This window comes from Dermatobacter hominis (genome assembly GCF_020715685.1).
GTDB classification, from domain to species: domain Bacteria; phylum Actinomycetota; class Acidimicrobiia; order Acidimicrobiales; family Microtrichaceae; genus Dermatobacter; species Dermatobacter hominis.
Window position 1 is genome coordinate 4,586,387 of sequence record NZ_CP085840.1, and the last position, 15,645, is coordinate 4,602,031.

19 protein-coding genes are annotated in these 15,645 nt (G+C 72.8%); 6 read left to right on the top strand and 13 right to left on the bottom strand.

Annotation, left to right across the window (positions count from 1 at the left end; translation table 11 throughout):
• Window positions 1-171: 171 nt before the first annotated feature.
• The 5 genes from LH044_RS21455 to LH044_RS21475 all read right to left on the bottom strand — a co-directional run bounded on the left by LH044_RS21455 (window position 172) and on the right by LH044_RS21475 (window position 4,281).
• Window positions 172-966: an ABC transporter permease gene (locus LH044_RS21455; RefSeq protein ID WP_227757677.1), complete on the bottom strand. Its 795-nt coding sequence runs from the start codon at window positions 964-966 to the stop codon at window positions 172-174.
• Window positions 963-1,955 carry an ATP-binding cassette domain-containing protein gene (locus LH044_RS21460; protein WP_227757678.1) on the bottom strand — a complete coding sequence of 331 codons (993 nt, stop codon included), beginning with the start codon at window positions 1,953-1,955 and terminating at the stop codon, window positions 963-965. Before LH044_RS21460 ends, LH044_RS21455 begins: the two co-directional genes overlap by 4 nt.
• 47 nt (window positions 1,956-2,002) lie before the next feature.
• Complete coding sequence (locus LH044_RS21465) at window positions 2,003-2,875, bottom strand: DUF4097 family beta strand repeat-containing protein (RefSeq protein WP_227757679.1); 873 nt, start codon at window positions 2,873-2,875, stop codon at window positions 2,003-2,005.
• Between the two features lie 102 nt (window positions 2,876-2,977).
• Window positions 2,978-3,502: a toxin-antitoxin system HicB family antitoxin gene (locus tag LH044_RS21470; RefSeq protein WP_227757680.1), complete on the bottom strand. Its 525-nt coding sequence runs from the start codon at window positions 3,500-3,502 to the stop codon at window positions 2,978-2,980.
• Window positions 3,503-3,558: 56 nt separating this feature from the next.
• On the bottom strand, window positions 3,559-4,281 hold the full coding sequence (locus LH044_RS21475) for a DNA alkylation repair protein (protein ID WP_227757681.1): 723 nt from the start codon (window positions 4,279-4,281) through the stop codon (window positions 3,559-3,561).
• A 165-nt stretch (window positions 4,282-4,446) separates the two neighbouring features.
• On the opposite strand from LH044_RS21475, the gene LH044_RS21480 reads away from it, so the two are divergent.
• Window positions 4,447-5,106 carry a hypothetical protein gene (locus LH044_RS21480; RefSeq protein WP_227757682.1) on the top strand — a complete coding sequence of 220 codons (660 nt, stop codon included), beginning with the start codon at window positions 4,447-4,449 and terminating at the stop codon, window positions 5,104-5,106.
• Between the two features lie 33 nt (window positions 5,107-5,139).
• Here LH044_RS21480 and LH044_RS21485 read toward each other — a convergent pair whose 3' ends face one another.
• The 3 genes from LH044_RS21485 to LH044_RS21495 form a co-directional block, all read right to left on the bottom strand.
• On the bottom strand, window positions 5,140-5,718 hold the full coding sequence (locus tag LH044_RS21485; RefSeq protein ID WP_227760139.1) for a cadmium resistance transporter: 579 nt from the start codon (window positions 5,716-5,718) through the stop codon (window positions 5,140-5,142).
• Window positions 5,719-5,817: 99 nt separating this feature from the next.
• A complete protein-coding gene (locus LH044_RS21490) occupies window positions 5,818-6,111 on the bottom strand; it encodes a hypothetical protein (protein WP_227757683.1) in 294 nt (97 codons plus the stop codon).
• 156 nt (window positions 6,112-6,267) lie between these two features.
• Window positions 6,268-6,915, bottom strand: coding sequence for an acyl-CoA-like ligand-binding transcription factor (locus tag LH044_RS21495; protein WP_227757684.1), 648 nt, complete (start codon window positions 6,913-6,915; stop codon window positions 6,268-6,270).
• Between the two features lie 163 nt (window positions 6,916-7,078).
• Between LH044_RS21495 and LH044_RS21500 the strand changes: the two genes are divergently transcribed.
• Entirely contained in the window at window positions 7,079-8,806 is a 1,728-nt protein-coding gene (locus LH044_RS21500; RefSeq protein WP_227757685.1) for a DHA2 family efflux MFS transporter permease subunit, read from the top strand.
• Window positions 8,807-8,821: 15 nt separating this feature from the next.
• On the opposite strand, the gene LH044_RS21505 is transcribed toward LH044_RS21500, so the two are convergent.
• Window positions 8,822-9,337 (bottom strand): hypothetical protein, encoded by a 516-nt coding sequence (locus LH044_RS21505; protein ID WP_227757686.1) that lies wholly within the window; start codon window positions 9,335-9,337, stop codon window positions 8,822-8,824.
• Between the two features lie 286 nt (window positions 9,338-9,623).
• Here LH044_RS21505 and LH044_RS21510 point away from each other — a divergent pair, with 286 nt between their 5' ends.
• The gene (locus LH044_RS21510) at window positions 9,624-10,709 is read left to right on the top strand and encodes a leishmanolysin-related zinc metalloendopeptidase (protein WP_227757687.1); all 1,086 of its coding nucleotides are present in this window, start codon (window positions 9,624-9,626) and stop codon (window positions 10,707-10,709) included.
• Between the two features lie 4 nt (window positions 10,710-10,713).
• On the opposite strand, the gene LH044_RS21515 is transcribed toward LH044_RS21510, so the two are convergent.
• Entirely contained in the window at window positions 10,714-11,073 is a 360-nt protein-coding gene (locus LH044_RS21515; protein WP_227757688.1) for a hypothetical protein, read from the bottom strand.
• A gap of 42 nt (window positions 11,074-11,115) precedes the next feature.
• Window positions 11,116-11,736, bottom strand: a complete 621-nt coding sequence (locus LH044_RS21520; RefSeq protein WP_227757689.1) for a TetR/AcrR family transcriptional regulator — start codon at window positions 11,734-11,736, stop codon at window positions 11,116-11,118.
• Window positions 11,737-11,864: 128 nt separating this feature from the next.
• On the opposite strand from LH044_RS21520, the gene LH044_RS21525 reads away from it, so the two are divergent.
• Window positions 11,865-12,617, top strand: a complete 753-nt coding sequence (locus LH044_RS21525) for a YqjF family protein (protein WP_227757690.1) — start codon at window positions 11,865-11,867, stop codon at window positions 12,615-12,617.
• 48 nt (window positions 12,618-12,665) lie between these two features.
• On the opposite strand, the gene LH044_RS21530 is transcribed toward LH044_RS21525, so the two are convergent.
• Together LH044_RS21530 and LH044_RS21535 are read right to left on the bottom strand one after the other, a co-directional pair.
• Window positions 12,666-13,994, bottom strand: a complete 1,329-nt coding sequence (locus LH044_RS21530) for a Kelch repeat-containing protein (protein WP_227757691.1) — start codon at window positions 13,992-13,994, stop codon at window positions 12,666-12,668.
• Window positions 13,991-14,530 carry a sigma-70 family RNA polymerase sigma factor gene (locus LH044_RS21535; protein ID WP_227757692.1) on the bottom strand — a complete coding sequence of 180 codons (540 nt, stop codon included), beginning with the start codon at window positions 14,528-14,530 and terminating at the stop codon, window positions 13,991-13,993. The genes LH044_RS21530 and LH044_RS21535 overlap by 4 nt, the downstream gene beginning before the upstream one ends.
• A gap of 169 nt (window positions 14,531-14,699) precedes the next feature.
• On the opposite strand from LH044_RS21535, the gene LH044_RS21540 reads away from it, so the two are divergent.
• Window positions 14,700-15,011 carry a hypothetical protein gene (locus LH044_RS21540; protein ID WP_227757693.1) on the top strand — a complete coding sequence of 104 codons (312 nt, stop codon included), beginning with the start codon at window positions 14,700-14,702 and terminating at the stop codon, window positions 15,009-15,011.
• Window positions 15,012-15,078: 67 nt separating this feature from the next.
• Window positions 15,079-15,525, top strand: a complete 447-nt coding sequence (locus LH044_RS21545; RefSeq protein WP_227757694.1) for a hypothetical protein — start codon at window positions 15,079-15,081, stop codon at window positions 15,523-15,525.
• Window positions 15,526-15,645: the final 120 nt, after the last annotated feature.

Below are 15,645 nucleotides of genomic sequence, written 5' to 3' on the forward strand. Positions count from 1 at the left end.
GTCGATCCGTCACCAGGCCGCTCCTCCGTGCTGCTGCGTCCGTCCTACCCGTCGGCGACGGACCGGCGCAGCCGCCGCCCGCTCTCACGGTCGTGGATCGGTCGTTCGACGTGTGGCGCTCCGGTCAGGGCGATCCGACGATCGTCGAACCGTCAGCGGTCGATGGGTGGGTCAGTGGACGACCGATCGGCGGTCGTACTGGGTCCTCGCCAGCAGGTAGCCGCCGACTGCGATCGCGGCGCACCAGGCCACGGTCTGGACCCCGCTCGACCCGATCGGCGTGCCCATCAGCAGCCCGCGGACGGTCTCGACGAACGGCGTGAACGGCTGGTGCTCGGCCACCCAGCGGGCTCCCGACGGCATCGAGTCGGTGGGGACGAAGCCGCTGCCGAGGAACGGCAGCAGCAGGAGGAACATCGGCAGGTTGCTGGCTGACTCCACCGACTTCGCCACGACGCCGAGCGCGACCGCCAGCCACGTGAGGGCGAAGGCGATGAGGGCCAGGACGCCGAACGCTGCGAGCCACTCGAGCGCCCCGGCGGTCGGACGGAGGCCGATCGCCAGGGCGACCAGGACCACGACGACCAGGCCGAGGATCGTCTGGAGCATGGCGCCGCCGACGTGGCCGGTGAGCACCGCGGCGCGAGAGATCGCCATGCTGCGGAACCGGGCGACGATGCCCTCGGTCATGTCGCTCGCGACGGAGATCGAGGTGCCCTGGGCGATGGCCGCCACCGCGAGCAGCAGCACGCCGGGCGCGACGTAGGCGAGGTACTCCTGCCGTCCGCCGCCCGCGTCGGTGAGACCGGCCCCGAGCGTGCCGCCGAGGACGTAGACGAAGAGCAGCAGGAAGACGATGGGCGTGGCGACGAGCATCACGGTGACCGAGAGGTATCGGAGCTGGTGCCGCAGGTTGCGGCGGACCATGGTCGCGGCGTCGCGGGCCGTCCGGGTCGTGGTCGTCATGGGGTCGTGACCTCCTGGTCGTCGGCCGCGCGGGCGTCGTCGGCCGACCGGCCGTGGCCGGTCAGCGCGAAGAACACGTCGTCGAGGTCGGGGGTGTGGATCGACAGCTCGGCGGGTTCCACCGCCGCTCGGTCGAGCTCGTCGAGCAGCGCGCGCAGGGCGGCGACCCCGCCGTCGCTCGGCAGCTCGAGCGTCATGGCGTCGGCATCGGCGGTGGCGCCGGGGAGGGCGCGCCCCGCCTCTCGGAACCCGTCGGCGTCGGCGAACCGCAGCCGGACGTGGCCACCTGGCACGAGGCGCTTCAGCTCGCTCGGGGTGCCCTGGGCGATCAAGCGGCCCCGGTCGAGGATGGCCACGTGGTCGGCGAGCTGGTCGGCCTCCTCGAGGTACTGCGTGGTGAGGAAGATCGTGACGCCGTCGGCGACGAGCCCCCGGACGATGTCCCACATGGTCCGGCGGCTGCGGGGGTCGAGTCCGGTGGTCGGCTCGTCGAGGAAGATGATGCGGGGCCGGCCGACGAGCGTCATCGCGAGGTCGAGTCGCCGGCGCATCCCTCCGGAGTACGCCGAGGCGAGCGTCCCGGCCGCGTCCTCGAGGTCGAACCGGGCGAGCAGCTCGGCGACCCGGGCGTCGCGCTCCGGGCGCGGCAGGTGGTGGAGGTCCGCCATCAGCCGCAGGTTCTCGGCGCCGGTGAGCAACCCGTCGACCGCGGCGAACTGGCCCGTCAGACCGATCGCCGCCCGCACCTCGTCGGCGTCGCGTCCGACGTCGGCTCCGCCGACCGTCGCGTCGCCGGCGTCGGCTCGGAGGAGGGTGCTGAGGATGTGCACGACCGTCGTCTTGCCGGCGCCGTTCGGGCCGAGCAGGGCGAAGACCGAGCCGGGTGCCACGTCGAGGTCGATGCCGTCGAGGACGACGTGGTCGCCGAAGGACTTGCGCAGCCCTCGTGTGCGGATGGCCGGGTGTCGGGGCGCGTCAGGTGAAGGCACGGTCTGCTCCGTTCGTCGAGAGGGGTCGGGGAGGGGAGGGGTCGGTGTCAGCCGCTCGTGGCGGCGTCGCTGCCGGCGGCCCGGCGGATGGTGATGTCGCCCGTCGCCGTGGTGGCCCGGACCTCCACCGTCCCGTCGGTCGCGGCCGGTCCGTCGGCAGCGTCGAGGTCGTTGCGGACGGTCCCGAACCGGGTGTTGACGTCGAGCCAGGCCGCGACGCCGCGTCGCACGCCGACCTCGATGTCGCCCGCCGCGGTCTCCATCACGACGGAGCCGTTGCGGACGTCGTGCAGCCGGATGTCGCCGTTCGCCGTCTTGGCGACGGCGGACCGGCCGGCCCGCTCGACGAGGATGTCACCGTTCGCGGATCGGACCCGGAGGTCGCCGTCGATGCGGCCGAGCTCGGTCGGGCCGTTGGAGTTCTTGACGACGAGGGCGCCCGAGACGAGCCCGACCCGGACGTCGCCCGACGAGGTCGACACCTCTGCGTCGCCGTCCACGTGGTCGACGGTGATGTCGCCGAACGCGGTCGTCGCCTTCAGGTCGGCCGTGCGGTCCAGGCGCAGGTCGCCCATCGCGGACTTCACGCGGCACGGGCCGAGCTCGCCCTCGGTCCGGATGTCACCGAGACCGGTCGATGCGACGAGCTGCGATCCCGTCGGGACCGAGATCGTCACCTCGACGATCTCCGAGCCGCCGAAGGGCGTGAACCGCTTCCAGTGCTTCGGCGTGCGGACGAGGAGCTCGTCGCCGGTCAGCTCGACCGTCGTGTCGCGCGCCGCCTTGGCGTCGGACGAGCTCGAGGGGTCGCGGGGGACGACCGAGACGACGGTGTCGGTCCGGTCGCTGGCGTCGACGCGGACGTCGCCGACGACGTCGACGTGCACGGTGATCGGCCGAGGGGTCTCGAACGTGGGCATGAGGATCTCCTTCCGACGTCGCAGGCGACGTCAGTCGAACGGGTGCGTGGGGACTGCGAGTGAGGAGCCGAGCCACTCGGCTCGGCATCGGCCGGGCGGCGCCTAGCGGGCCCACCCGGTGACGCGCTGGCCGTAGCCGCGACGTGAGGTGCTCGGCGGGCGGCCTGAGCCGTCGAGCGCCGTGGTGACGGTGCGCACGAGCCACGAGTTGACCGACACGCCCTCGGCGCCGGCGGCCTGCTCGATGCGCTGCTTGAGCTGCTCGGGGAGGCGGAGCGTGACGCGAGCCGTGCCGCCGTCGTCCTCGGCTGCCGGCTCGGGCGGCGCCGCCACCGGCGGTGACGTCACCGTGACGTCGTCGACGCCGCCAGCGGCGAGGTCGGTCGGCGGAGCGGTCACGACGAACTCGGGGTCCCGACCCCGGAGGCGCACCTCGACCGAACCTGGTGCCAGCTCCCTCGTGATCTCGTCGCAGGCATCCGCCAGCGCGTCGAGCAGCATCAGGCGAGCCGAAGGGTCCAACGAACCGACCAGCAGGGCCGCCAGGTCGCGGGCCTGGTCGCCGGCGGGGTCGGCGACGGCGAGGAGCTGGTGCTGGAGCATGTCGACGTGACGGCTGAGGTCCATGACGTCATGGTGACGTCAACATGACGTCATGTCAAGGGCGAATGTCGTGCCGCCGGTCAGCGGGCGGCGAGGACGGCACGGCGCTGCTCGTCGGAGAGCGGCTTGACCGCCTCGCGGACGGTCACCCCCGACGCCTGTCCGGCTCGGGGGAGCAGCCACTCGAACACCATGTCGGGCCGGCGCTTGGCGGTGTCGCGCAGCACCCAGCCGATCGCCTTGCGGATGAAGGGCTCCGTCTCGTCGAGCATCGCGTCGGCGTACCTGCCGAACCGCTCGAAGTCGCCCCCGCCCCGGCGCAGCGGCACGAGCGGCGTGAGCAGGGCGGCGCGCCGGATCCATGGGTCGTCGTCGGACGCCCACCGGTCGAGCACGGGACCGAAGGCATCGTCACGCTCGGCGATCGAGCCGGCCACCGACGCCGAGAGCCCGTCCACGAGCGCCCACGTCCGCGACTCGCGCAGGAGCCGCTCGAGGAGGTCGGCGTCCTCGCTGCTGAGCAGGTCGGTCGACGCGCTGAGCACCTCGACCGCCGCCATGCGCCGCTCGTGGACCGGGTCTCGCCACAGCAGCTCGGCCAACTCGACGATCTGGTCGTGGTCGAGCGCGGGCCCCCGGCGCAGCGCCGACGTCGCGGCCGACCGGACGGCGGGCACCGAGGTCCCGTAGTGGAGCAGCTCGCTCTTGAGGTAGGCGGCCTCCTTCGCGGCGCGCTCCGGGGTCCCCGCTGCGACCAGGTCGGCATCGATCCCGTCGGCAATAGCTCGGACGTCCACCTCCACCGGTCGGACCCTACGACCCGTCGCCGCGCCGCCGAGGACCTTCGACCCTGTCGGTGGGAGGCGGCCCGACCGACGATGACCTCGGAGGTCCGCCGGACCTCGGAGGAGGTGAGCCCCATGCGACGGATGGTGCTCCTAGCAGCGACCGTCGGTGCCGTCGGGGCGTTGGCTGCCTACGAGCGGCTGGTCCGCCCGTGGCAGGAGGGCTGGGGGGCGACCGACCAGGAGCGATCACTGCCGCTCCCGGGCGACGACCTGGTCGAGGATCCTGCCGACCAGGTCACCAGGGCGATCACGATCGACGCGGATCCGGAGCAGGTCTGGCCCTGGCTCGTCCAGCTCGGCGCGGACCGCGGCGGCTTCTACAGCTACGACTGGCTCGAGAACCTGTTCGGACTGCACGTCCACACCGCCGACGTGGTCGTCGAGGAGTGGCAGGACCTCGCCGTCGGCGACCTGGTCGCCGCCGTCCGATCGCGCGCCGGCGGCTGGTTCGTCGCGGAGATCCGACCCGCCGAGGCGCTCGTGCTGCAGGTCGCGGACGTCGCCGCCGGCCGGCCGGTGCGGCGCGACGACCCCGCCGGTTGGGAGTTCACCTGGACGTTCGTGCTGCGGCCGCTGCCCGACGGTCGGACGAGGCTCCTGGTACGGGAGCGGGTCGCGTTCGGCAGGTCGGCCATGCGCCTGGCCATGGCGCCCGTCGGGCTCGTGAGCTTCATGATGACGCGCAGGATGCTCATCGGCGTCCGGGAGCGCGCCGAGCGGCTCCGGTCCGAGGCGGAGGTCGCACCTCCGGCACGTCGGTTGGTGCGGGCGGACCCCTGAACCGTCGCCGCCGGTGCGAGCGCTGCGACGGGCTCACAGGCCGAACGCGCCGCCGTCGACCAGGATCGCCACGCCGATCGAGACGAGCACGACCGGAAGCAGGACGTGGCCCCAACGTGAGAGCGCTCGTGCGATCGAAGGGCGAGCGGCGAGCCACCTCCCGGCGACCAGCCACGCCGCGACCAGCACGAGGAACACAGCGACGTAGACGCCCATTCCCCCGACGCCGGCAGCGGTGAAGACGGGGACGTAGATGCCGATGTTGTCGCCGCCGTTGGCGAAGGTGATCCCGGCGATCGCTCCGGCCCCGAGCGCGGGCGGCGCGGCGACGTCGTCGGCGTCACCACGTGCGCTCCACGTCTGGACCGCGGCGCGGATGCCGAGCGCGATCGGGACCAACCCCAGGTAGGCGATCGCGTCGTCGGGCAGGAACTGGAGCCCGAACGCCCCGACGACCGACACGGCGATGATCGCGGCGAAGCCGGCGTACTGGCCGATCACGATGTGGCGCTCGAGCGCAGGGTCGCCCGCCGCCCGCCCGAAGAAGAGCGCGAGGAGCACGATGTCGTCGATGTTCGTCACCGCGAACATGGCGATCGCTTGGCCGAGCATCGGCAGCACGCCCAGCACTCCTTGGTCGAGGAGCCAGCATTCTGGTCGGTCGGCGCGCCGCCGGTGCCGACGTGCTCATCGGGATCGAAGTGGCCGGGATCACTCGCTCTGGCCCGGGTCGTCGGTCGTCATCCACCCGTGCGCCCGAAGGGCTGTCCGCCAGCGGCGGTTGCGCCAGGGGGCGAACTGCACGAGACCCAGATCGGGGACGCTCGCGGACAGCTCCGAACCGGACAGCTGCAGTCCGTCCATGTCCCGCGGGAGGTGGATGCGCTGCATCGGCGAGTCGAGCACGATCTCGGACCGGCTGACGATCGCCTCCGACCAGGCAACCCCGCGACCCACCCCCGCACGGACGATGCCCCGCACCTTCGTGGTGTCCTCGTGGTCCATCGGAGCGAGTGTGCCCGACCGGAGCGCTCGACCCGAGCCGGTCAGGAACGCGCGGCGATCACGCACTTGACCGCTGCGGCGCCGTGTCGGTTGGACACGCCGGCGATCCGCGGCGGACGGTGTCGTCGCTCCGGGGTTCGGCGACGACGTCCGTCCTCAGCCGGTCCGGAGCCCGCTGATGCCGTCGAGGAGGTCGATGGCATCGGTGACCTTCGCCCGTAGGTCGCCGTCGGGGAGCTGGCTCCAGCGGTCGATCGAGATCTGCAGCGCGCCGACGATCGCGGCGGCGATGACCCGCGGCCGCAGGTCCTCGTCGGGATCGACGGCGAGGTGCCGTCCCACCGCGCCCGCCAGGACGTCGTACCAGTCCCGCTGGCGGAGCGAGGCCTGCGCCTTGAGGCTCGGCGTCTGCTCGATGAGCTGGCGCTTCAGCCGGGTCCGGTCCGGGTCGATCTCCGCCTCCTCGACCACCTCGAGCACCGCTTCCCGGATCGACACGAGGACGGGCTCGTCGTCGGGTCGGTCGGCCAGCGCCTCGCGGAGCCGCTCGAGCTGGCCGTCGTGGTCGACGAAGAGCAGGTCGTCCTTCCGCGGGAAGTATCGGAAGAACGTGCGAGGCGCGATGTCGGCGGCCTCGGCGATCTCCTCGACGGTCACGTTGTCGTAGCCGCGCTCGACCGCGAGCCGGAGCGCCTCCCGGGCGATGTCCTCCCGCGTGCGCTGGCGACGTCGCTCCCGGCGGTCCGTCGTGCCGTCCGGCGCATCGACGGACCCGTCGGTGGTCGTCCCGAGGCCGGCTCCCATGGCGCGCAAGGGTAGCGGCCCTTCGTCATGGACTGCCGTCATGGCAGTGACTGCCACTTCTACGTAAGCTGCCCGACGCCCCGTCCCTGCCCGACGCCCCGTCCCCCCCCCCCCCCCCCCGACCGCCCCCCTGCGCACGGCGCAGCCCCAGGAGCCCACGCCCATGACGTTCGACGCCGCGACCGACCCGACGCCCGAGGAGGCGATCGACCCGCGGGTCCACGCCCGGCGCTGGTGGATCCTCGCGGTGCTGTGCCTGAGCCTGCTGATCGTCTTCATCGGCAACTCGAGCCTCAACGTCGCCATCCCGACCCTCGCCCGGGACCTCGACGCGACGGAGTCGCAGCTCCAGTGGGTCATCGCGTCGTACTCGCTCGTGTTCGCCGGGCTGCTGTTCACGACCGGGGCGATCGGCGACCGCTTCGGACGCAAGGGCGCGCTGCAGGCCGGGCTCGTGATCTTCCTCGCCGGGTGCGTGGCCGCCACGTTCTCGACGTCGATGGAGCTGCTGATCGCCTGCCGAGCGGTGATGGGACTCGGCGCCGCGCTGATCATGCCGTGCACGCTGTCGATCCTCGTCAACGTCTTCCCGCCCGAGGAGCGGACGAAGGCGATCGCGATCTGGGCGTCCGTCACCGGCGCGGCCGGGGCGATCGGGCCCGTGGCGAGCGGCTTCGTGCTCGGCCACTGGTGGTACGGCGCGGTGTTCCTCGTGAACATCCCGTTCATCACGCTGGCGCTGGTCGCCGGGTTCTTCCTCGTCCCGAAGTCCCGCGACCCCGAGCAGGGCAAGCTCGACCCGCTCGGCGCGCTGCTCTCGATCGTCGGCCTGTCGTCGATCGTGTTCGGGCTCATCGAGGCGCCGGAGCGCGGCTGGGGCAGCCCGATCACGGTGGGTTCGTTCGTCGTCGGCCTCGTCGCCATCGTGCTGTTCGTCATGTGGGAGCGGCGCGTCGACGAGCCGATGCTCGACATGGCGTACTTCCGCAACGGCGCGTTCAGCACGGGTGTGAGCGGGATGATCCTCGTGTTCATGGCGATGTACGGCGTCATGTTCCTCGTGACGCAGTACTTCCAGCTGATCCTCGGGTACACGCCGCTGGGCACGGCGATCCGCTTCCTGCCGATGGCGCCGATCATGATCATCGTCGCCCCGCTGACGCCACGGCTCAGCGCCCGCTTCGGCGCCAACAGGACGGTGTCCTTCGGGCTCGGGCTCGTCGGCGTCGGGCTGATCATGTTCCGGGCGCTCGGGGTCGAGGCCAACTACCTCTACATCCTCCTGTGCATCGCCCTGCTCGTGTCCGGGATCGCGCTCGCCATGTCACCGTTGACCGCCGGGATCATGGCAGCGGTGCCACCGCGGCGGGCCGGCGCGGGTTCGGCCGCCAACGACTCCACACGTGAGATCGGCGCGGCGCTCGGCGTCGCCGTCATGGGCAGCCTGGCGGCATCGGGCTACGGGCGCGCGGTCGCGGACGCGCTGCCGGCCGGCCTTGCGTCCTCTGCACGCGACGCCGCGGAGTCGTCGCTCGCCGGAGCGATCGCGGTCGCGGAGAAGCTGCCGGCCGAGGTCGGCAACCACGTGGTCACCGTGGCGAGCGAGGCCTTCGTGGACGGCCTGCACCTGGCCGTGACCATCGGCGCGGTGCTGGCGTGGATCGCAGCGCTGCTCGTGCTGCGCTTCCTGCCCGCCCAGGTCGCCCACGGGGCGCCGGGCCAATCGGCGCTCGACGCGATCGAGGACGTGCTGGAGCTCGGCATCGCCGGCGTCGAGCCGGTGTTCGCCGATCAGACCTTCCCCGGCGACCTCGCCCGCGAGGGCGACGCCGGTCCGAGCGCGAACGGGCGCCGCCCCCAGGACGCCGACGGCCCCGCCGTCAGCGACTGAGCGAACGGGTCGATCTCAGGCCGACCCGCAGACGTCGAGCCCGTACTCGGTGAACGCGGCGTTGGCCTTGGCCGACAGCTCGTCGGCCTGCTCGCTCACGGTGGCGAACGTCGCCTCGTCGCCCTGCGCCACCGCGGTGGCGCCCTGGCGCCCGAGCGCGGCGAGCTCGTCGATCTGCGCGTACATCGCCTCGAGGCGCGCGGCGTCCTCGGGCGGCTGGGGGAGCGCACGGATCTGTGCGATCGCCTCCTCGGCGAGCTGGGCGTTCCCCTCGAGCAGCCGCTGCATGTCGGCCGCCGACTCCGCGCCGTCCTCGGGCATCGAGTCGCTCAGCTCCACGCTCCGGTCGTCCATCTCGCTGCAGATGGCGTTCGCGGCCTCGACGAACCCGTCCTTGGCCGACGAGGACGGCGCCTCGGTCGTGGTGGTCGTCGTGGAGTCGGCGGGCTCGGCCGCGTCGTCGTCCGAGCTGCAGCCCAGCAGCCCCAGGCCCAGCACGACGGCGGCCGCCGTCATCCCGATGCGTCGCACGGTGTCCTCTCCTTCTCGGCGCTGCTGCGCCGACGGTGTCGGCCCTCCAGCGCCCGAGGGTAGCCAGGCAGTGACCCACCTCCACCCGACGGTCCCGCCCTCCGGTACCGGTCGCCCCAGCACGGAGCGGTGGCGGCGCCCACGTCCTGGATGGGGTGTGCCCGGAACCGGACTCGGCGGGGGGTGCTCCGCTACGTTGGGCCCGAACCGGGAGGGCAGCACGGTGTGGGGAACCAGGGTCAGGGCCCGAGCATGGGCAACCATCGCGTTCGCGTCCGTCACGTTGGTGGCGACCTCGTGCGGTCCGCCCGCCTCAGGGCCGGCCTCGCTGGGGATCGCCGGCTTCACCGCGAGCCGCACCTCGGGACCCGCGCCGCTGACGACGACGTTCACGTGGATCATCGCGGGACCCGAGACCCCGTCGCTCACCTGCTCGCTCGACGTCGACGGTGACGGCACCTATGAGATCTCGACCTCGCACTGCACGAGCAGCACCGCCCGCTCGGTCACGGTCGCGACGCCCGGGTCGAAGACCTCACGCCTGCGGGTGACCGACGGGACGACCACCGTCACCAGCGGGCCCGTCAACCTCAACGTGGGCGCAGCGGCCGCCGACGCCTTCGGCATCACGCTGCGGTTCGACCCGTCGGTCTCCGCCCCGCAGCGCGCCGTGTTCGAGCAGGCTGCCACCCGGTGGTCGCAGATCATCCGCACCGGGCTCGCGGACGTCCCGGTCAACGCGGTCGCGAACGAGTGCGGCACCGGCGCTCCCGCGTTCAACGGGACCGTCGACGACGTCCTCATCGACGCCTCGATCATCCCGATCGACGGCGTGTCGGGCGTGCTCGGCCAGGCCGGACCGTGCCTCGTGCGCACGGCGGGTGGCCTGCCCGCCCTGGGCGCCATGCAGTTCGACAGCGCGGACGTCGCCAACCTCGTGGCCAATGGTCGGTTCGCCGACGTGGTCCTCCACGAGATGGGCCACGTACTCGGCTTCGGCACGATCTGGCAGGACCAGGTCAACGGCCTCGGCACCTCCGACCCGCAGTTCACCGGCCTCACCGCCCGCGGCGCGTGGTCGGCGCTCAGCGGGGGCAACGCCGACACCGTGCCCGTCGAGGGCACCGGTGGACCCGGCACCGCCGACTCCCACTGGCGGGAGACGGTGTTCGGGACCGAGCTCATGACCGGCTGGATCAGCAACGGGACCAACCCGCTCAGCCAGGTGACGGTCGGAGCGCTGGCCGATCTCGGCTACGGCGTCGACCTCAACGCCGCGGATCCGTTCCCGTGGGCCGCCTCCCGAGATCCCGAGACGCCGAGGACGCAGATCGAATCGATCCTGATCCTCCCGACCCGCACGGTCGGCTGAGCGCTCAGCCGGCGTCGACCGCGACCTCGACGAGGTCGTCCTCGACCAGGAGGTCGGTCTCGAAGCGGAGCGCCTGGAGACGCAGGTAGCCGCCGGCGGCGAGCATCACGCCCGATGGCAGCAGGCTCGACATCACGGTCGACGCGAACTGGCCGATCCGCATGGAGCTCATCCCGCTGGTCGCCATGCCCAGATCCGACCACTGGGTCGCGAGCTGCGTGGTTGCGGTGATCATGCCGAGCACGACCGCGAGGACCGCGCCCACGAGCAGGATCGTGCTGACGAGGTGCACCAGCCGGAGCGTGCGCGCCGCCTGGTCCGCCCAGCGATCGCTCGACGGGGTCTCGATCGTTCCTTCTCCCATGTCGTCACGGTAGCGACGTGGCGCGCCGATCCCGCGGAGCGGTCAGGCGGCGGTGCGAGCGGAGAGGAGCAGCTGCACGAACTGGAGCGTCTGCTCGGTCGGTGAGGGCCCGTCGGGGTCCAGGCTGCTCTGCAGCGCGATGCCGTTCGCCGCGGCGACGATCAGCGATGCCATCGAACGCGGGTCGACCCAGCGGGCGACCGTGCCGTCGGCGATCAGCTCGGCGATCACCGTGGCCACCCGGTCCCGGAGGCGCACGACGACGGTGGCCGGACCGTCGTCGCCCGGCTCCCGGACCGCCTCGACGAGTGCGACCAGGTAGGCGGGAGAGCGGTCACGCTCCTGCTCGAAGGTCGCGAGCAGCTGCTGCGTCGCGCCGAGCAGCCGGGCCGCGGGGTCGTCGTCGCCCTCGAGGAGGGACAGGGCCGGCTCCACCAGGCGCTCGACCTCAGCGGCGAGTGCGGCGCGAACGAGCGACTGCTTCGAACCGAAGTGGTAGGTGATGGCCGCGAGGTTCGCCCCGGCCTCGCTGGTGATCCGCCTCGACGTCGCGCCGCCGACGCCCTCCTCGGCGACGATCCGGCAGGTCGCCTCGAGCAGCCGGTCCCGCGTCTCGTGGTCCTCGCTGGTCGCCCGCCGCTGCGATGTGCGCCTGGGATTCATACGAACGTATGATAGAGGCGATGGAGACGAGGGAGCCGCTCAGGACCGCCACCGTCGGTCGCGGGCGGACCACGGCCTCGGCCGTCCGCCATCCGGTGACGGATCCGCGGGCGACGTGCCCTGTGCCGGTGCCGCGACCGTGGATGCTCCACCGCTGGGACCACATCACGTTCCTGCACTGGCGCTACGAGCCCGACGAGGTGCAGCGGCTGCTACCGCCCGGCCTGACGATCGAGACGTTCGACGGTTCAGCGTGGGTCGGGCTCGTCCCGTTCCTGATGGAGGTCCGGGCCCCGGGAGTGCCCCGACTGCCGTGGCTGTCCGTGTTCCCCGAGACCAACGTCCGCACCTACGCGACCGGGCCCGACGGGGAGACCGGCGTCTGGTTCCTCACGCTCGATGCGGCGCGGCTCCCGGGGGTGCTGACGGGTCGATGGGGCTACGAGCTGCCGTACATGTGGTCGCGGATGCGGGTCCGCCACGGCGTCGACGACGGCGGTCGGGCGACGGTCCACTACACCTGCTCGCGCCGCTGGCCGGAACCGTGGCCGGCCACCTCCGACGTCGCCATCCGGATCGGGTCGTTCTTCGGCCCGGACGAGCTCGGCGACCTCGACCACTGGCTCACGGCGCGGTGGTCGCTGTTCAGCGACCACCCCAGCCGCCGTCGCCGAGGACGGCTGGACCTCGCCCGGGCGGAGCACCCGCCGTGGCAGCTGCGCAAGGCGGAGGTCGTGCACCTCGACGACCGGCTGGTGACCGCCACCGGGCTCCCGGCGCCGGTCGGCGAGCCGCTGGTGCACCACTCGGTGGGCACGCAGGTCCGGATCAGCCGGCCGTACCACCTGGCCACCTCACCGATGGCCGAGCGCCGCGCCTGAGCGACGCCGCGGCACCTGGCGCGCCGGCTGCTGGTCGCACCGGACGGCTCACGGCAGGCCGATCGACGTCCACCCCCTCGTGGCGACGCTCGGGCCCTGGACGCCGTCCGCCTGCTGCTCCCATCGCTGGCCGATCAGCACCGCACCGGAGTCGACCGCAGGTCTCACGCCGTCGGACGGCAGGGCGGTCCACGACGAACCGCCCGCCGGGAGCGTGGCGTCGGCGTTCCCGAGCCCGGCGACGATCGTCCCGTCGTCGGTCGCCAGCACCCTCGGGTAGTCCTCGGCGCCCTCGAACGGCGGCACCGGCAGCGCGGTCCAGGTGTCGGTCGCCGGGTCCCAGGTGCCGGCCGAGGGTGCGTAGGTCACCACGACCAGGCGATCGCCGGCCCACGACGCATCGGCCGCCTGCCCGCTCAGCTCGAACGCGTCGGGCGGCCTGGACGCCTCCCGCCAGCTGTCGTCGCCCGGCCGGAACCGGAGGAGCTGGAGGCCGTCGTAGTAGGTCGCCAGAGGGGTCGGTCGTCCGGCCAGCACCACGATCTCCTTGCCGGTCCAGTCGATCGAGAACACCCGGTCCGAGGTGGTGGGCGGGTCGGGGAGCCTGGTCCACTCGTCGGCGCCGGCGTCGTAGGACCAGACCAGCGTCCTCGTGGCCCCGGTCGGCTCCTGGTAGGACGCCAGCGCCGCCACACCGTCGCCCGTCGGGGTCAGCTCGACCTTGTACACGCGCCCCTCCACGTCGGTCGGGCGCGGGATCGACGTGCCCCGCGTGATCGACGCATCGCCCGGCCGCCACCGGACCGTGTCGAACGGCGTGGTCCGGTGGTGGTTCGGAGTGGTGTCCACCAACACGCCGATCAGCTCGTCGCCGGTCCACACCGCATCCCCCGGCCACCACCAGCCGGTCGGTTCGCCGCCGGATGCCCCCTCCGGCTGGGCCGAGGTCCACCGGCCGCTGCTGAGGTCGAGGTGCCACAGGCGCAGCCAGAGGTCCTCGGTCGCATCGGGCGTGGTCCGCGCTTCCCAGAACACCGCACCGCCCGGGACGCCGACCGACGCCCGGGCCGCCACTGGTGCCGGCGGCGGCGGCAGGTCCGTCCAGCGGTCGGTGGGGAGCGACGGACCGATCTCGGTCGTCGTCGGGTGCTCCGCGGGCGTCAACAACTGCGAGGCGTCGTCGTCGATGACGACCCAGGCGACGACCGCCGCCAGCACGGCGGCGGTGGCGACGGCGCCGACCGCGAGCAGCCGATGGGGGCGGCGCGGGCTCGAGGTGAGGCCGTGCACCCGTGCGTCGAGGTCGGGCGACGTCGTCACGTCGTCGGTCGCGGCGGCCAGCACCTCGCGTGCCCTGCGTTCCGAGTCGGTCATCATCGGCGTCCTCCTCCGGGGTCGGGTGGCGCAGCGCGGTCGACGGCGACGGGCGCGTCGCCGTCCCCGGCATAGTCGGTGCCGAGCAGGTCGTTCAGGCGGGCGAGCGCCCGCGACGTCGTCGACTTCACGGTGCCGACGGGCATCGACAGGAGCTGCGCCGTCTCCGCCTCGGTGCGATCGTCGAGGAACCGGCAGGCCAGGACCGCCCGCTGGCGGGCCGGCAGCTCGGCGAGCACCTCGAGTGCCAGCAGCCGATCGACCACGCCCGACGTCTCGTCGCGGACCACGGTCGTCGCGTGGCTCGGCCCGCGCCGCGCGGCCCGCTCGCCCTGGCGGACGAGCTCGTTGAGCAACGTCCGACGCAGGTACGCACCGGGGTCGTCCGGTCGGTGCGATCGCCAGCGCCGCCAGCAGCGGGCGAACGCCTCGGCCACCGCGTCCTCCGCGCCGTCGCGACCGCCGAGCACCACGACGGCGATCCGGAGCAGCCGCTGGCCGTGCTCGGCGTAGATCGCCTCGAACTCCTCGCGCTCCACCCTCACACCCCACCAGACCCGCCACGCACACGGAAGGTTCCCTTCGCACGGTCTCATCGGAACGTGCGGCGAACGGACGGCACCTTCACACGGGGAGGGCCCGGGCGTATGGTCGAGGAGGCGCCTCATCCCGAGGGTGGCGGGCGCCGCAACTGGGAGGGGAGGGCACATGCTGGTGTGCACCACCTGGAAGGCCCGGCCGTTGTCGCCCGATCAGGCGAACCGGATGATGGAGGTCTGGGCCAAGACGGAGGCCCGGACCGCTGAGCAGGTCGGCGCCGAACGCCTCTGCTGGTACATCTCGGCCGACGGGAGCGGAGGGATGACCGTGTCCCGGGTCGACGACGCCGACGCCGCGGCCGCCTCGCAGCTCGAGGTGAGCCTCGCCCTCGGCGAGTTCATCGAGATCGAGTCGCGCGTCGTGCTCGACCTCGAGACCGCCATGGCACCGATCAACGCTGCCATGGCCTACGCCGCGTAGTCGCGGCGACCCAGGACCCCCGCCTCGCTCGCGGGTCCGCCCATCGGAGTTCCGCCAGACTGGAGGGGTGACCGCGGCGGACCTGCGACGCGAGGTGGATGGAGAGCTGGCGCTCCTGGCCGCGGCGTCGCGGTCGGTCGCCGGGGACGCCACCTACCGCTCCGCGGTCGAGGTGGCGCTGCTGCTCCCGCCGCCTGCGACGCTCGGCGAGCGGTCGGCGTGGATGAGCCGCTGCGTCGTGACGTGGGCGCTGCTCGACCACCTGCCCGCCCACGATCGCCACGACGCCGTGCCCGACCCGGTCGCGACCGCCGCGGTCGCAGCACTGGTCGACGACGTGATCGTCCGCCTGCGCGAGCTCGTGCGCGCCCGCCTCGCCGAGACCCGGTCGATCGTCTGCGCGGGGTTGTTCGAGCGGGCGCCGTGGGACGAGTCCGACGAGAGTCGCGACCCGGCGCTCGACTCGCTGGTGGTGATGATCGCGATGACCGACCGCCACCTCCTCGTCGACTGACCGCACGCGGACGCCCGAGCGCTCGCCCGACCGCGCTCGGGCGTCCGACGACTGAGCGCGGTTCACCGCGAGGTGCCTCGTTTCACCCGGCTGAGAACCGCGCGCGACCGGAGAAGCGCT

Excerpts from the sequence above, each read along its gene's own strand:
- LH044_RS21455 (WP_227757677.1), bottom strand. The coding sequence starts at position 966 with ATGACGACCACGACCCGGACGGCCCGCGACGCCGCGACCATGGTCCGC.
- LH044_RS21465 (WP_227757679.1), bottom strand. The coding sequence starts at position 2,875 with ATGCCCACGTTCGAGACCCCTCGGCCGATCACCGTGCACGTCGACGTC.
- LH044_RS21470 (WP_227757680.1), bottom strand. The coding sequence starts at position 3,502 with ATGGACCTCAGCCGTCACGTCGACATGCTCCAGCACCAGCTCCTCGCC.
- LH044_RS21485 (WP_227760139.1), bottom strand. The coding sequence starts at position 5,718 with ATGCTCGGCCAAGCGATCGCCATGTTCGCGGTGACGAACATCGACGAC.
- LH044_RS21490 (WP_227757683.1), bottom strand. The coding sequence starts at position 6,111 with ATGGACCACGAGGACACCACGAAGGTGCGGGGCATCGTCCGTGCGGGG.
- LH044_RS21495 (WP_227757684.1), bottom strand. The coding sequence starts at position 6,915 with ATGGGAGCCGGCCTCGGGACGACCACCGACGGGTCCGTCGATGCGCCG.
- LH044_RS21500 (WP_227757685.1), top strand. The coding sequence starts at position 7,079 with ATGACGTTCGACGCCGCGACCGACCCGACGCCCGAGGAGGCGATCGAC.
- LH044_RS21515 (WP_227757688.1), bottom strand. The coding sequence starts at position 11,073 with ATGGGAGAAGGAACGATCGAGACCCCGTCGAGCGATCGCTGGGCGGAC.
- LH044_RS21520 (WP_227757689.1), bottom strand. The coding sequence starts at position 11,736 with ATGAATCCCAGGCGCACATCGCAGCGGCGGGCGACCAGCGAGGACCAC.
- LH044_RS21530 (WP_227757691.1), bottom strand. The coding sequence starts at position 13,994 with ATGATGACCGACTCGGAACGCAGGGCACGCGAGGTGCTGGCCGCCGCG.
- LH044_RS21540 (WP_227757693.1), top strand. The coding sequence starts at position 14,700 with ATGCTGGTGTGCACCACCTGGAAGGCCCGGCCGTTGTCGCCCGATCAG.